A 15,919-nucleotide genomic window follows, 5' to 3' on the forward strand; every position below is an offset into this window, starting at 1 on the left:
CAATGTCAATTCCTACAGACCTGAGGGTCTGTTTCCGTAATTATCCTTAGAAAGGAGGTGATCCAGCCGCACCTTCCGATACGGCTACCTTGTTACGACTTCACCCCAATCATCTGTCCCACCTTCGACGGCTAGCTCCTAAAAGGTTACTCCACCGGCTTCGGGTGTTACAAACTCTCGTGGTGTGACGGGCGGTGTGTACAAGACCCGGGAACGTATTCACCGTAGCATGCTGATCTACGATTACTAGCGATTCCAGCTTCATGTAGTCGAGTTGCAGACTACAATCCGAACTGAGAATGGTTTTATGGGATTTGCTTGACCTCGCGGTTTTGCTGCCCTTTGTACCATCCATTGTAGCACGTGTGTAGCCCAAATCATAAGGGGCATGATGATTTGACGTCATCCCCACCTTCCTCCGGTTTGTCACCGGCAGTCTCTCTAGAGTGCCCAACTTAATGATGGCAACTAAAGATAAGGGTTGCGCTCGTTGCGGGACTTAACCCAACATCTCACGACACGAGCTGACGACAACCATGCACCACCTGTCACTTTGTCCCCCGAAGGGGAAAGCTCTATCTCTAGAGTTGTCAAAGGATGTCAAGATTTGGTAAGGTTCTTCGCGTTGCTTCGAATTAAACCACATGCTCCACCGCTTGTGCGGGTCCCCGTCAATTCCTTTGAGTTTCAGTCTTGCGACCGTACTCCCCAGGCGGAGTGCTTAATGCGTTAGCTGCAGCACTGAGGGGCGGAAACCCCCCAACACTTAGCACTCATCGTTTACGGCGTGGACTACCAGGGTATCTAATCCTGTTTGATCCCCACGCTTTCGCACCTCAGCGTCAGTTACAGACCAGAGAGCCGCCTTCGCCACTGGTGTTCCTCCATATCTCTGCGCATTTCACCGCTACACATGGAATTCCACTCTCCTCTTCTGCACTCAAGTCTCCCAGTTTCCAATGACCCTCCCCGGTTGAGCCGGGGGCTTTCACATCAGACTTAAGAGACCGCCTACGCGCGCTTTACGCCCAATAATTCCGGATAACGCTTGCCACCTACGTATTACCGCGGCTGCTGGCACGTAGTTAGCCGTGGCTTTCTGGTAAGGTACCGTCAAGGTACGTTCAGTTACTAACGTACTTGTTCTTCCCTTACAACAGAGTTTTACGATCCGAAAACCTTCTTCACTCACGCGGCGTTGCTCCGTCAGACTTTCGTCCATTGCGGAAGATTCCCTACTGCTGCCTCCCGTAGGAGTCTGGGCCGTGTCTCAGTCCCAGTGTGGCCGATCACCCTCTCAGGTCGGCTATGTATCGTTGCCTTGGTGAGCCGTTACCTCACCAACTAGCTAATACACCGCGGGTCCATCTATAAGTGACAGCAGAACCGTCTTTCACTATCGCTTCATGCGAAGCTAGATATTATCCGGTATTAGCTCCGGTTTCCCGAAGTTATCCCAGTCTTATAGGTAGGTTACCCACGTGTTACTCACCCGTCCGCCGCTAACATCAGAGAGTGCAAGCACTCTCGTCCGTTCGCTCGACTTGCATGTATTAGGCACGCCGCCAGCGTTCATCCTGAGCCAGGATCAAACTCTCCATAATAGATTGCTTGATAAAGCTCTTTGATTGCTTGAGGCAATCACTCTTGGGAGTGAACTTAATCACTCAAATTATTGGAATTAACGTTGACATATTGTCATTCAGTTTTCAATGTTCATTTTTGTTTCTACAAGATAAAAGTTTAACACGTTTCTTTCTTGTTTGCAAGCTTTATTTTGAAGAAGTTTTACACTCACGATTTCTTATTTGAAATGTTTTGTGCGCCGTTCTTACTCAATTAATATTAAATGTTTGAGAACAAAGTTTCAATAGTCTTTTTTACACTTTTTCAATTTGTTTTTCAAACGCTTAATCGTTGGCGTCGCTTGTTTTTGCGACTTTTATATCTTAACAAGTGAACCCATATTCGTCAAGCCTTTTTATAATTATTTTTTATTTATTATTCTTTCTTCTATATATTATAGTTCTATTGATAATTATCCTTTATATTATAACACTCATTTTAATTATAGCGCGTTATTATAACAGTATATAAAGAATATGTTATAATTCTTGTCAGTATATATAGGAGATGATGATTTGAAGTTATTCAATAGAAAACCTACGAGTAAGATCAACAGAATGCGCACTTGGGCACTTTCTATTATATTTATTGCAATGATTGTAATGTATATAGGTGCGGCAATATTCTATTTCTCTCATAGTAAACTGCTGTTTTCATTGTTTTTATTGATTGGTACATTATTATTCTTATTTAGTTTCGTAATGTATTTCTGGATTGGTATGCTATCGACAAGAACTGTACAGGTACGCTGTCCAAACTGTGAGCATTATACAAAGATGCTTGGCAGAGCGGATATATGTGCTAACTGCAACCAGCCATTGACACTTGACCCTTCATTAGAAGGTAAAGCGTTCAATCAAGATTACAATAATAAGAGAAAGAGCAAGGCACTTGAAGAACAAAATAAAAACGGAAACTAATTTTAATTAGTTTCCGTTTTTATTTTGACATTCTGGACATACACCATAAATCTCCATACGATGATGGGTAACAGCATAACCTGTAATATGTTCTGCAATATTCTCTACTTCATCTAATCTCGGGTAGTGAAAATCTTTAATCTTACCACAAGCTGTACAGATAATGTGGTAATGATTCTGCGTATCAAAATCAAATCTGCTCGCTGCATCACCATATGTGAGTTCCTTTACAAGACCGCTCTCTTTGAAGACCTTTAAGTTATTATAGACAGTAGCCACACTCATATTAGGGAAATTCGGGGATAGCGCTTTATAAATTTCATCAGCTGACGGGTGACTATCTGTTGCAATAAGGTACTGTAAAATAGCTTGTCGTTGAGGTGTAATCCTTACGCCAGTCTTTCTTAACGTGCTAATTGCTTCTTGCAGAAAGTCTTTCTGCGTATGAACTGACATTTGATCACCTCTTTTTACTTTATAGTAATTCTATTTTACATCTTAATTTTCCTTATTGTCAAATACCTAGTTTAGTACCCTTTGTCTAAGTCTACCAGATTCTTGAAGTTACGTTTATTATCAATTCCCATATTCATATTATCAACAAAGATATTTGTAGCACGTTGATTGTAATGGGTACTCAGTCCAGTTATATGTGGTGTCATAATCACGTTGTCTAATTTATATAGTGGATGCTCCGCTTCAAGGGGTTCGTTATAAAAGACATCTAGGCATGCGAATCTAATGACTTTATCTGTCAATGCCTGAATCAGTATATCTTCTTTAACTACTGTACCTCTACCTACATTAATAAACAGTGCGTCACTCCCCATCGCCTGGAAATCTTCTTGTTTAAGTAGATCTATCGTACTTTCTGTTTCCGGTAATACATTGACAATTATATCTGATTGTTCAAATGCGTGTAGGCGTTCATCAATCGCATATACTTCATCAAAATACGCTATATCTTGCCCTGTTGTATTGATACCAATTACTTTCATATTGAATGCTTGTGCAATACGTGCAGCATACGACGGGATTTCTCCTGTACCGATAAAGCAGATGGTCTGCTCGAACAGTTCTTTGTGTCTAATGTCTGTTTTAAAGCCTTTATCCTGTTGTAATTTGTAATATTCTAATACATTTTTGTAGTCCGTCATAATATAGCTGAATATATACTCTGAGATTTGTACTTTATGAACGCCACGTGCATTCGTTAATATCATATTTCTCTCTTTAATTGTTTTAAGTGGCAGCTTGTTAACTCCAGCTGCATACCATGCTATCCATTTTAAATTCGGGCATTGTGAGAGAAATGCTTCATCCACTTGTCTGTCATGTGAGATTAATATATCCATACTTTTCTTATCTTCGTCAGTCATATCTTTTAGCGCTATTGATTTAAATGAATGCTCAGGGTACTGTGCTATAAGATTATTCAATAATTCTCCAAGTTTTACATTCGAAATAATGTTCATCTATTTTTCTCCTTGCAATACTTTTTTGATATCTTCCATCTGAGTCTTCACTTTAACACCGTCAAAGACTTCAATGATTCGTGTATCGTCATCAAGAATAATCGTTGTTCTGACAATGCCCATTGATTCCTTACCGAACGACTTCTTGAGCCTATATATACTTAGCTGCTTTGAAAAACCATAGTCTTCATCTACTAGCAAATCGAATTTCAGATTATGCTTATTAATAAAATTCGTATGCTTTACTTTACTATCTCCACTTATACCATATACTTGTGCATCCAGTGCATTAAGTACATCTAGATTATCATTGAAATCACACGCTTGAGTTGTACATGTTGGTGTATTATCTCTCGGATAGAAGTATAAAACTGTCTTTTTACCGAACAGATCTTGATTTGTAATGATTTCCCCATCTTGATTCTCCATCTTAAAATCAGGTAATAACATTCCCTTTTCTAACATAAATAACACTCCATCCTCAAATATTGTATAAGTATATGATAGTATAGTAGACGAAAATACAAAACAAAAGAGGTCGATAAAATGAACTTTAGTAATTCAGAAGCAATACAAAATCGTGCGAATGCGGCAATCCTTGGAGGTGTTAACTCACCTTCTCGTTCTTATAAGGCAGTTGGTGGCGGTGCGCCTGTAGTGATGGCGCGTGGTGAAGGTGCTTACTTCTATGATGTGGACGGTAATAAATATATTGATTATCTTGCAGCTTATGGCCCAATTATTACAGGTCATGCGCATCCTCACATTACTGAAGCCATTAAGCGTGCAGCTGAAAGTGGTGTATTATATGGTACTCCAACAGAACACGAAGTTGTGTTTGCTGAAATGCTGCAAGAAGCAATCCCATCATTAGAAAAAGTACGCTTCGTTAACTCAGGTACGGAAGCTGTGATGACAACGATTCGTGTTGCGCGTGCATATACTGGCAGAGATAAGATTATTAAATTTGCAGGATGCTATCATGGCCATTCAGACTTAGTACTTGTGGCAGCAGGCAGTGGCCCATCACAACTTGGTACTCCGGACTCGGCAGGCGTACCAAAGAGTGTGGCACAAGAAGTAATTACGGTTCCATTTAATGATATAGAACAATTCAAAGAAGCATTCCATCACTTCGGCGATCAGATTGCAGGTGTATTAGTTGAGCCAATCGTCGGTAATTTCGGTATTGTAGAACCATACGCTGGATTTCTTGAAGCAGTGAATGAAGTGGTACATAGTCACGGGGCGCTTGTTATCTATGATGAAGTTATCACTGCATTCCGTTTCTGCTATGGTGGTGCACAAGACATGCTTGGTGTAAAACCTGACTTGACAGCTTTCGGTAAAGTTATTGGTGGCGGCTTACCGATTGGGGCATACGGTGGACGTCAGGATATCATGGAACATATTGCGCCTCTTGGTCCAACTTATCAGGCAGGTACGATGGCAGGCAATCCATTAAGTATGCAGGCAGGTATCGCTCTACTTGAAGTGATCAAGGCTGAAGGCACTTATGATTATCTGGATAAGCTTGGTGAGATGCTCGAGACAGGCATGAATGAACTGATTGAAAAATATAGTATCAAAGCCAATATTAATCGTCTTAAAGGTGCAATGACAATTTATTTTACAGATGAAAAAGTAGAGAATTATGAACAAGCTGAAGCTACCGATGGAGAAGCTTTCGCCAAATTCTTCAAACTGATGCTGCATCAAGGAATCAACCTTGCACCTTCTAAATACGAGGCATGGTTCATTACTATCGCGCATACCGAGCAAGATATTCAAGATACACTAATCGCAGTTGAAAACAGTTTCAAACAAATGTAGCTTGAAAAAATATGCAATGTCATGTATAAGTGTACTAACGAATAAATAAATGAGGTCAAAATATGAAATTAGGTGCACGTATATTCAAAACTGGAATTGCTATTATCGTTGCCTTGTTAATCGCACATCAAATCAATGGGCAAGGCGCTATCGTTGCTGGCATCTCAGCATTATTTGCAATGCAACCCAATGTGTACAGATCATTTAAAACGATTATTGAACAATTTCAAGGAAACTTAATAGGTGCTGTACTTGCAATAATCATGGCTTCTTTATTTGGTTTTCATATCGTCATTATCGGCATTACTTCTATCATGCTGATTTCAATATTACAGAAAGTCAACCTTTCACATGTTACAGGTCTTGCTGTAGTCACTCAGCTCATTATTATGGACCACCAGGACGGTGCGTTCCTGGAATCTGCTGTTTTAAGATTTACGTTCGTTATGATTGGAGTAATCAGTGCGTTTGTCGTGAACACATTATTTTTGCCACCTAAATTCGAAAGTAAGATTTATTATCAATGTTTGAGTATCTCGAGTGATATTTTCAAGTGGATTCGTCTAGAAATTAATGGCTCAACAGAATTCCATGCAGTAAAAAGAGATATAGATAACATCCGCAGTCGTATCGAGAAACTTGAAGAACAGTATAACTTGTACAAAGAAGAACGTGCATACACGAAAAAAGGCAGTATTCGGAATCTACGCAAAAAGATCATCTTTAAAGAGACTGTACTGGCAACGCGTCGCGCCTATGATGTACTGCGCAAAATGCATAGATACGAAAATGATGTCATTAATTTGCCGGAAGAACTAAAAGTTCAGATTAAATTTGAACTCGATGAATTAATGACACTACATGAAGAGCTGCTTATGCGGATATCAAAGAAAGTGCCCGCTACAAAACATGACTGTCAAACCGGGATAACCGAACCTTATAAGCTCAATATCATGGATGCATTTCTTGAAGAGATCAACACGACACCAAGTGATGCATATAGCAAGGAACATATATTTGTAATTATCGGGACACTATTTGATTATCGTGATAAACTCGAACACCTTGATCGTATTACACATAGCTTCTATAAGTTTCATAAAGAGGATAAGAAATTCAGAATCGAACATAGTGAAGAGTTATAATTTGTTCAACATAAAAGGGAGTGCGAAATCGCACTCCCTTTTATCATTGCCAACCATTATTCTCTTCTACCACGACTTTATCTTTTGATACGTGTGGATTTCCTTTTACAGTAAATCGATAGAGATAATCCACCGCTTCTTCTTTATTATCGATTCCGATACGCTTTGATGCTGTAATTACTCTCGGTGTTCTGCCTTCTCTTATACATACGCCGTCGTCATTTAGACGCGTTCCGTTGTAATGTTCTCGTTTAATTCCTAAACTTTGTGTCAGTTTTCCTGGTCCGTCTGTCAGATGATTTTCACGACCTCGCCTCTTTATCATCGTATCTATTCCTGTTACCGGTTCGATTCCACGGATAAGCACCCCTTCAGGATGCGCTGTATCTTTCGTTATAAAGTTCATACAATGATGTCCATGCATCGTATATACATAAATCGTACCAAAGTCGCGATACATCATTTCGTTCTTCTTAGTCCGACGCAGCTGATATGCATGTGCTGCTTTATCATGTTCCCCAAGATATGCTTCTACTTCAGTAATATATCCACCGGTAACAGCACCATCCTGCTCAGTGTAGATATACTTTCCGAGCAAGGCTTGTGCTGCTGTTAATGTATCATATGCCAAAAATGACAAATCCAATTAAATCGCCTCCTCCGGAACTCTATATCACTTTGCCATAACTAGAGACCGTTCAATTTCCAGCTCACTCATTTCTTTTGGAAACAATGAATTTTGCAGATAGACCTTGTTGAAATCACTATAGATTTAAATAAATAATTCTTAATCAACACTTTCTAAGTTTTGAATAGAATAGAGATTATAATAATGTTCGTGCTTTTGCATCAATTCGTGGTGTGTACCCATTTCAACAATTTCACCATCTTGAACCACTACAATCTTATCTGCATGTGTAATTGTCGACAATCTATGTGCGACGATTACTGTTGTTCTATCTTGAGATAGAGACTCTAGTGCTTCCTGTATCACCGCTTCACTTTCAAGGTCCAGTGCACTTGTCGCTTCATCCAGTATAAGAATCGGTGGATTCTTCAGGAATACACGAGAAATTGCAACACGCTGCTTCTGACCACCTGATAACTTAACGCCACGTTCGCCTACTTCTGTATCGTAGCCGTCAGGTAAACTCATAATAAAGTCGTGGGCATTCGCGAGTTTCGCAGCCTGAATCATCTCTTCTTCTGTGGCACCAGGTTTTCCTAACAAGATATTATTACGAATCGATTCAGAGAAGAGAATATTATCCTGCATGACCATGCCTATCTGTGTACGTAAGCTTTCCAGTGTATAATCTTTAATCGGATGATGATCTACGATGATTTCACCTTGCGTAACATCGTAGAATCTCGGTATCAGACTGATCATCGTCGATTTACCCCCACCGCTCATTCCAACAAACGCTATAGTTTCACCACTTTTAATATCCAGATTAATATTGTGCAATACTTCTGTATCATCTTCGTTATACTTAAATCCAACATTGTTAAATGAAATATCTCCTCGGTGGATCTGAATATCACGTGCGTTCTTCGTATCTTTAATATCATAAGGTTCATCAAAGAGCTGGAACATTCGGTCCATCGACGCCATGCTTTGTGTTAATGTCGTTGATGAGCTGACCAGTCTTCTTAAAGGGCCATACAATCTGTCAAGATACGCGATAAATGCCGCTAATGCACCGACTGAAAGGTGGCCACCAATGACCTGCCATGCACCAAAGCCTACTACAAGCAATGGTCCGACATCTGTAATCGTATTGATTACAGCAAAACTTTTGGCATTCCATCTCGTATGATTCATCGCCTTATTCAAAAAATTCTTGTTGCGTCTATCGAACCGCTTATTTTCCTCTTCTTCTATAGCAAATGTCTTGATCAATGTCATACCTTGAACACGTTCATGCAGGAATCCTTGCACTTCTGCCAGCGACTGACTGCGTTCACGCGTAAGTTTACGCAGGTTGCCGAAGAAATAATAGACGCTGAACATATAAAATGGAAAGACAATCAATGACACAAGCGTCAGCTTGACATCCATCGTAAACATAATAGCAAGTGCAATAATAATCGTAACTAAGTCCAGCCATACATTCATCAGACCTGTGATGATGAAATCTTTCGTCGATTCAACATCATTGATAACACGTGAGATGACTTCTCCAACTTTATTGTTAGCATAAAACCTCACGCTCAGTGCCTGAAGATGCTTATAGAGCTTCTTTCTAATATCGTATAGTATTTTGTTGCTTGTCCATTGAGCAAGATACTGTCTGAAATACTCAACAGGCGGACGGATAACCGTGAAGATAAATCCGAATAAGAGTAAGGCTTGTAGTAATGCTTCTTTTTTCTCTGCGACTGACATCGATGTATTATTGATGACATCATCGATAACATATTTAATCAATAATGGAATTAATAACGGAATTCCAAACTTTAATATCCCTATAATAATCGTCAAGATAATCAGCATCGTATAGGGTTTTACAAATTGCATATAGCGCTTTAACATATTATTCTCCTTCAATATTATTCTTGTTTGTTAATGAATCAAAAAACCGAACAATGCAGAAAACGACATACATTTTCTTCACACTGTCCGGATTTAACAAAGAGGATTACTGCCCCGTATCCTTAATCTTCCTTGATTCTCTTTTGAAAATGAAATCTTTCCTGCCAGACTTTGATAAAGTCCGGAGCAAATGGTCCTTTCTTTCTTTCAATCCATTGTTGCAAAATGTCAACGTTTCGCCTTAGGATCAAATCGATCTCTTCGGGATAGTTCATCTGTTTCATGTGCTGCTGATATTCATCTTCATCAAGCAGATGATACTTACCATTTGGATATACTTTAATATCCAGGTCGTAATCAATGTACTTAATAGCCTCACTATCACATACGAACGGTGAGGATAAGTTACAGTAATAATAAACGCCATCTTCACGGAACATACAGATGACATTGAACCAGTATTCTGCATGAAAATAGACGATTGCAGGTTCACGTGTAACCCAAGTTCGACCATCACTCTCAGTTACAAGAGTACGATTATTCCCTCCGATAATGACATGATTTGTTCCTTTTAAAATCGTTGTTTCGGACCAGATTCTGTGAATTTTCCCATTATGTTTATAGCTTTGAATCTGCACATTCTGGCCTTCTTTTGGTATGGATTCTTTGACCATGTTCCACACCACCTATATTTAGTATTTGCATTTTAAATTATAACATAACTTTTTTCACATTTAACCTATTTCAACTCATCAATATATTTTTTGAATATTTTTGTCATCGATACAGGGAAATTGAAACGTTCCTTCTCCTCTATATCTATAAATTTTGCGTCATCTACACGACCTAATGCCACGGCACGATAAACTTCCATATCCCATGTCACATGCGTAAACTGATGCTTAAGTGACATAAAAGGATCATCTTCAACATATAACGACATATTCAGCTGTTCTTCAATCGTGTCTTGATGCGTGTCGATATTAAACATCGGAAACTGCCACATCGACTGCAGTAATCCAGTCGATGGTCGCTGCTCAATATATATCTTATCGTCATGCATAATCACAAGCACTTTCCAATGTTCTATCTTCTTTTTAATCTTCTTTAGTTTGACAGGTCTTAACTGTACAGTACCTGCATTATAACTTTCACAATGTTGTTGAACTGGACAGAACATACATAATGGTGCCTTAGGTGTACATACAGTCGCGCCAAGTTCCATCAAAGCTTCATTAAAGTCACCTGCTGCTTTTGGCATGACATCCATCACCTTGTCTTCAAAATGACGTCGTGCTGATGAGCTCGATATATCAAAATCATCATTATCCAATCTAGAGAACACACGATAGACATTGCCATCAACTGCTGGTATTTGATGATTAAATGCAATGCTCATTACCGCACCTTGCGTATAAGGGCCAACCCCTTTCAACTTTAAGAAGTCTTCAGGATTATTCGGTACCACGCCATCATAGCTTTCCTGTACTTCTTTTACTGCACTATGGAAATTGCGTACACGAGAATAATACCCAAGCCCTTCCCAATATTTCGATACTTCATCAATCTCTGCAGATGCCAGCGTCCGTATATCAGGAAATCGTTCTGTAAACTTCAAATAATAAGGTTTAACCGTATTGACCTGTGTCTGCTGCAGCATCACTTCTGATAACCAGATTTTATATGGATCTTTCGTTTCTCTCCAAGGCATCTCTCGTTTATTTTTATAAAACCAATCCAGGAGATGCTGCGAAAATTGCTGTTTGTTTAACATTGCTTTCCTCTTTCTAAAAAAATTTAAATTCTAAGCATGAATAATTTATCATTATATTCTATTTGTTCTATAATAAAACTTGAAAGGAATGATACTATGGATACTGCCACTCATGTCGTTATGGGCGTTGCACTTGCTGGCCTTGCAACAATCGATCCTGCAGTAACTTCTATGTATCCTGCGGTTGTGACCACTGTTATGGTCGGTTCACAAATACCTGATATCGATACCGTACTGAAGTTACGTAATAATGCAGTATATATCACTCATCACCGCGGGATAACACACTCAATACCATTTACATTATTCTGGCCAATTGTGCTTACTGTTATGGCGATGCTCATTTTTAAAGTGGATGCCCCGTTCCATCTATGGATGTGGGCACAAATTGCTGTATTGCTGCATGTCTTTGTAGATATCTTTAATTCATATGGGACTCAGGCGTTACGACCACTTACTAAGAAATGGATACAAATCGGTATTATCAATACATTTGATCCGATTATATTTATGTCACATATCATTGCAATATTGTTATGGTATATCGGCTTTAATCCCATCTCTACGTTTGGTAGTCTCTACTTACTCCTTATCGTCTACTATATCATTCGACGTATGCTGCAACAAATGATTAAGAAGAACGTCCTGTTACGTATTCCTAAAGATGAGACAGTCATTAAATCATTTGTTGCTCCAACAATAAGATTCTTTGAATGGCGTATTGCTGTCCAGACTGATAAGTATGACTATATCGGTAGAAGCTATAAGGGAAGTGTTCACTTCAGTGATAAGTTCGTACGTAAGAAACTACCAGATAAAGTAGTGATGCAGCACGCAAAGCATGACAGAAACTTACGTGCATTCTTAAGCTTTAGTTCTATATATCGCTATACAATCACAGAGACGGGTACAGGATATGAACTTCGCTTTATCGATTTACGTTACTTAAAGAACGGACATTATTCATTCGTTGCAATTCTCAGCCTGGATAGCGCATACCGCGTCACACATAGCTACACGGGATGGGTATTCTCAGAAGAAAAATTACAGCGTAAGCTCGTTAAGAGCAAAATTTAACCCGAATATCGACGTGTTATTAATAACACGTCGATATTCGGGTTTTTCTATGATTCAATTTTTTTACTGACTTTTTTATTAATATTAATTTCATCCTTCAAGATCGTAAATAAATAATCAAACCACGTATAGAGCATAACAAGTTCAAAAATAAAAATAACTTGTGAAGGCAGATTAAAAAATGCATTTGTGCCAAACACCGTAGATTCCTGTACTCCATTGATCACAAAGTTGAATGGGTTGAGTTTCAGTATATTCATCAGTAAGTCTGGCAAGTTTCCTGGAACCCAGAGAATCGGCGACGTGATAAGAATAATAAGCAGGAGCAATACAATCATCGATTTTATATTACGGGTTAAATGACCTCCTAGTGCGACTATAGTACAGATAGGCATCAGTAAAATAATGGTCATCAGTACAAAGTAAAGAATACAAAATATATTTGTCGTTAATTCAATTTTATTTCCTAATGCAACAAGCTGCAGTACGATATAAGAAATTATGAATATAAAAATAAAATTCATGATTTGTACTGTAATAAGCACATAACTCGGTAGATTCGTTATATTAAGTACATAGCCTCTCGTATGTAGAATCTTCATCGCATAATAAATCGAGCAACCGATACACATAAACATTAAATAACCACTGACCTGCCATATTTTTGTGATACGTTCTAACGGAAGACTCTCCGTAACATTCATATAGAAGAAAGTTGCAGCTATTACAAAAATATTTAAGGCAAGCCAGGATAAATAGAGCTTCTGGTTATAATAAAATTCAAGCAACGCATTTTTTAATGTGTGCGGAATATATTTTATTGAAAGATAAATTTCATTCATGTAAACACCTACATCTGTATAATCAGCCATTCGCCTTTGCTGAAGTCAGCAATAGCGTAGCCATCATCTAATTTAATAATCCATTGTTCTGTACTAATATTGAATTTCTGTCTCAGCTTTTCTTCATTGACTATCGGAAAACTAATGCCATTCATAATATCGTAGTCATTAAAGTGAAGATAGATTTCATTTTTAGTGAGTTTAATTTTAAATCGATCGTTGGTTTCAGGGTACAGTTCTTTATTGATAACACTATGATGCTTCCCGAGGTAGCCATTGAAGAATTCCCTGAAGTTCGAATAGTTGTCATACATATAATCTTCAAGCTCACTTATTGTATACTCATCATACAGTGCTGCCGGATTAATATATATAATGTCCTGCTGCTTAACTTCCATAGTCCTCTTCTGATAATCCACTTTATATGTTTCATCACCAATACTAGAAATCGTCATAGTATTACCAGCTGGTAATTTCACCTTTTGTCCGCCTTGAAGTTCGGTCGGTTTATTCGTAACACCAATTGCATACTTTTCACGAAATTCATCCACAGTTTTCTCTACAATCCCTTTTTCATCAGCTGCAACTTCTGTTTTCTTCATACCGATGTCATTGATCATCAATAGGAACATCATTGCAATACCTGCGATTAACATCAATGTCGATATTAATGTACGCTGTAGTTTTTCATCAAAGATTGCGCCGCCATACTTTTTTATACGACTTAACCGTTCATCTTTGTCGTGATTAAGGCTACGTGACATACGCATCTGAAGATCAAACAATTCACGCTCTTCATCTGTACGGCAACTATAATAATCACTTACATAAGATTGATATAAGGGCAGCACTTCATCAGGAGCCCCCGATTGCTTTACTTGCCCATGACTCATCCATGTAATGTAGTTTGCACGTGTTCGAATCAATTCCATATTTGAATCAATCAGCACGATAGCACGTCTTTCTTTCTTAAACATATCGATGACCATATGAAACTTCTTCTTAAAGTCCCTATCCATATACTGATAAAGTTCATCAAAGATAATCACATCGGGCTTTATAAAATATGCAAGGCTTACGAGCAGCTTCGTACGTTCTTCTATCGTTAATTGCTGGATCGAACACTTCTCCTTGCCACCAAGCTCAGCAAAGTCGAGCACATGTTTACGCTTTTCATTGTATGATTGAAGCGGCATATTGTACGTAAGGAAAACGGACTCGATCAGTTGTCTGACTGAAGTACTGCCTTCAAATATATGATTATGACTTGCAAGAAATGTTAAATATTCATTCTTAACACGACCACTGTTAGGTTCAACAACTTTAGCCATAAGTTTTCCGATAATGGATTTACCAGAATTCGGTAAGCCGACTAAAGCAAGTATTTCCCCGCGATAGAGATGAATTGTTACATCCTTAACTTCAACAACATGGTTCTTTGATTCAGGCAGCATCAAATCTCTGAACTTCTGAAAACCACTGACTTGTCTGAAATACTTTGTAACATTAAGCAACCTCACCAAAATTTCACTCGTCATCTTTCAATCTCCTTATAATTGTAGCAATGCAAGCGGGATACCTTCTTCATCAAGTGTTCCACCCAGTCTGAACCCCCAGGCAAACACACCTTTAACGCGGTCTACCTTAAAGTATTCCGGCTCGTTTCCTACGAGCGCATATACCTTGCCAGGCTGTACTTTCTGTGCATCGACTAAATAGCTTTCTGCAATAAGTGCTTTACGCATCCATACTTCGTATTCATTCACAATACCCATCATTTCAGCTTTACGTGCTTGCTCTCTGTAATCTGCTGTAATCTGTTGTAACTCATGCGGCGTCATTTCAATCAATTTCTTCTCTTCCACTTAATCCACTATCCTTTATCTTTGTCATAATATCATCATACTGAAATCCTTTTTGCATTAAACTTTGAATAATTTTCTGATTAAGCATGAAACCTTCATGTTTTCTTGCGAGTCTGGTCACCGTTTTTTCGAATGCTTTATCTAATGCCAGGTCACTTGTCTCAAGTTTAACATTTTTCATCACATCATTTGCAATATCCAAATTATACCCTTTTTGAATAAGAGTTTGAATAATTTTCTGTTCAATCATTTTAGCGGATTGTTTCTTTTCATATTTTCTCATAACTTTCTGTGCAATCTTATCGATACGCTCTGAAGTGATCAGACCTTCAAACTGTACATTATATTTATCTATAATCGCTTGTTCAACGCCGAGCTGCTTTAAGTTTTGCACGAATATTGCAGGACCTTTATCTGTTGTGTTCAGCAATGTATTCATATAACTCTTCGCATAATCATCATGGTCGATATACTTATTTTCTTTACAATACTGAATGACCCGCTCGATTACTTCACTACGCACTTCATCGCCTGCGAGATAATTTCTCACTTCTGATTCTGTGCGTTTCTTATATGATAAATAGTTTAAAGCATTGTTAATCGCAACTCGGTAACCATCATATTCACCGATATTACGTAGATCTTCATCTGATAATATGAGATCTTTCCTCAAATTAAAATAGACATACGTCGCTGCATCAATACCGGCAAAGAAATTGCCGTTTATGTATAGGTTAAATCTATCCTTGTTATGTTTTTGAACTTCAATCTTCGTAATCTTATGTTCCATCATAACCCTCCATCATACCGCCCTCAAAAATAAAAA

15 protein-coding genes and 1 rRNA gene are annotated in these 15,919 nt (G+C 38.4%); 4 read left to right on the top strand and 12 right to left on the bottom strand.

All coding sequences use genetic code 11. The features are described 5' to 3' along the window. Positions 1-50: 50 nt before the first annotated feature. Positions 51-1,604 (bottom strand): 16S ribosomal RNA (locus tag KYI10_08880). A gap of 537 nt (positions 1,605-2,141) precedes the next feature. Between KYI10_08880 and KYI10_08885 the strand changes: the two genes are divergently transcribed. Continuing rightward, on the top strand, positions 2,142-2,546 hold the full coding sequence (locus KYI10_08885; protein ID QYA33949.1) for a YgzB family protein: 405 nt from the start codon (positions 2,142-2,144) through the stop codon (positions 2,544-2,546). Positions 2,547-2,552: 6 nt separating this feature from the next. Here the strand turns inward: KYI10_08885 and perR are convergent, their stop codons facing one another. From perR to KYI10_08900, 3 genes are all read right to left on the bottom strand, one after another. Continuing rightward, the gene (gene perR, locus KYI10_08890) at positions 2,553-3,002 is read right to left on the bottom strand and encodes a peroxide-responsive transcriptional repressor PerR (protein ID QYA32456.1); all 450 of its coding nucleotides are present in this window, start codon (positions 3,000-3,002) and stop codon (positions 2,553-2,555) included. 71 nt (positions 3,003-3,073) lie between these two features. Next, positions 3,074-4,021 carry a phosphoglycerate dehydrogenase gene (locus KYI10_08895; protein QYA32457.1) on the bottom strand — a complete coding sequence of 316 codons (948 nt, stop codon included), beginning with the start codon at positions 4,019-4,021 and terminating at the stop codon, positions 3,074-3,076. Beyond that, a complete protein-coding gene (locus KYI10_08900; protein QYA32458.1) occupies positions 4,022-4,486 on the bottom strand; it encodes a peroxiredoxin in 465 nt (154 codons plus the stop codon). Between the two features lie 81 nt (positions 4,487-4,567). Here KYI10_08900 and KYI10_08905 point away from each other — a divergent pair, with 81 nt between their 5' ends. Together KYI10_08905 and KYI10_08910 are read left to right on the top strand one after the other, a co-directional pair. Continuing rightward, positions 4,568-5,854, top strand: a complete 1,287-nt coding sequence (locus KYI10_08905) for a glutamate-1-semialdehyde 2,1-aminomutase (GenBank protein ID QYA32459.1) — start codon at positions 4,568-4,570, stop codon at positions 5,852-5,854. Between the two features lie 62 nt (positions 5,855-5,916). After that, positions 5,917-6,999 (top strand): aromatic acid exporter family protein, encoded by a 1,083-nt coding sequence (locus KYI10_08910; protein QYA32460.1) that lies wholly within the window; start codon positions 5,917-5,919, stop codon positions 6,997-6,999. 43 nt (positions 7,000-7,042) lie between these two features. Here the strand turns inward: KYI10_08910 and KYI10_08915 are convergent, their stop codons facing one another. The 4 genes from KYI10_08915 to mutY all read right to left on the bottom strand — a co-directional run bounded on the left by KYI10_08915 (position 7,043) and on the right by mutY (position 11,309). After that, positions 7,043-7,645, bottom strand: coding sequence for a DNA-3-methyladenine glycosylase (locus KYI10_08915; GenBank protein QYA32461.1), 603 nt, complete (start codon positions 7,643-7,645; stop codon positions 7,043-7,045). A gap of 141 nt (positions 7,646-7,786) precedes the next feature. Next, complete coding sequence (locus KYI10_08920; GenBank protein ID QYA32462.1) at positions 7,787-9,535, bottom strand: ABC transporter ATP-binding protein; 1,749 nt, start codon at positions 9,533-9,535, stop codon at positions 7,787-7,789. A 122-nt stretch (positions 9,536-9,657) separates the two neighbouring features. Next, positions 9,658-10,209, bottom strand: a complete 552-nt coding sequence (locus tag KYI10_08925; GenBank protein QYA32463.1) for a DUF402 domain-containing protein — start codon at positions 10,207-10,209, stop codon at positions 9,658-9,660. 65 nt (positions 10,210-10,274) lie between these two features. Further along, a complete protein-coding gene (gene mutY, locus KYI10_08930) occupies positions 10,275-11,309 on the bottom strand; it encodes an A/G-specific adenine glycosylase (protein QYA32464.1) in 1,035 nt (344 codons plus the stop codon). Between the two features lie 96 nt (positions 11,310-11,405). On the opposite strand from mutY, the gene KYI10_08935 reads away from it, so the two are divergent. Beyond that, positions 11,406-12,386 carry a metal-dependent hydrolase gene (locus KYI10_08935; GenBank protein ID QYA32465.1) on the top strand — a complete coding sequence of 327 codons (981 nt, stop codon included), beginning with the start codon at positions 11,406-11,408 and terminating at the stop codon, positions 12,384-12,386. Between the two features lie 47 nt (positions 12,387-12,433). On the opposite strand, the gene KYI10_08940 is transcribed toward KYI10_08935, so the two are convergent. From KYI10_08940 to recX, 4 genes are read right to left on the bottom strand one after another with little or no spacing between them, the layout of a single operon-like run. Beyond that, positions 12,434-13,228 carry a hypothetical protein gene (locus KYI10_08940; GenBank protein QYA32466.1) on the bottom strand — a complete coding sequence of 265 codons (795 nt, stop codon included), beginning with the start codon at positions 13,226-13,228 and terminating at the stop codon, positions 12,434-12,436. Between the two features lie 8 nt (positions 13,229-13,236). Then, a complete protein-coding gene (locus tag KYI10_08945) occupies positions 13,237-14,766 on the bottom strand; it encodes an ATP-binding cassette domain-containing protein (GenBank protein ID QYA32467.1) in 1,530 nt (509 codons plus the stop codon). A 12-nt stretch (positions 14,767-14,778) separates the two neighbouring features. Beyond that, positions 14,779-15,093 (bottom strand): YfhH family protein, encoded by a 315-nt coding sequence (locus KYI10_08950; GenBank protein ID QYA32468.1) that lies wholly within the window; start codon positions 15,091-15,093, stop codon positions 14,779-14,781. Continuing rightward, entirely contained in the window at positions 15,071-15,883 is an 813-nt protein-coding gene (gene recX / locus KYI10_08955) for a recombination regulator RecX (GenBank protein QYA32469.1), read from the bottom strand. Before recX ends, KYI10_08950 begins: the two co-directional genes overlap by 23 nt. Positions 15,884-15,919: the final 36 nt, after the last annotated feature.

Origin of the sequence: Macrococcus sp. 19Msa1099 (assembly GCA_019357535.2) — a bacterium.
GTDB lineage: Bacteria > Bacillota > Bacilli > Staphylococcales > Staphylococcaceae > Macrococcoides > Macrococcoides psychrotolerans.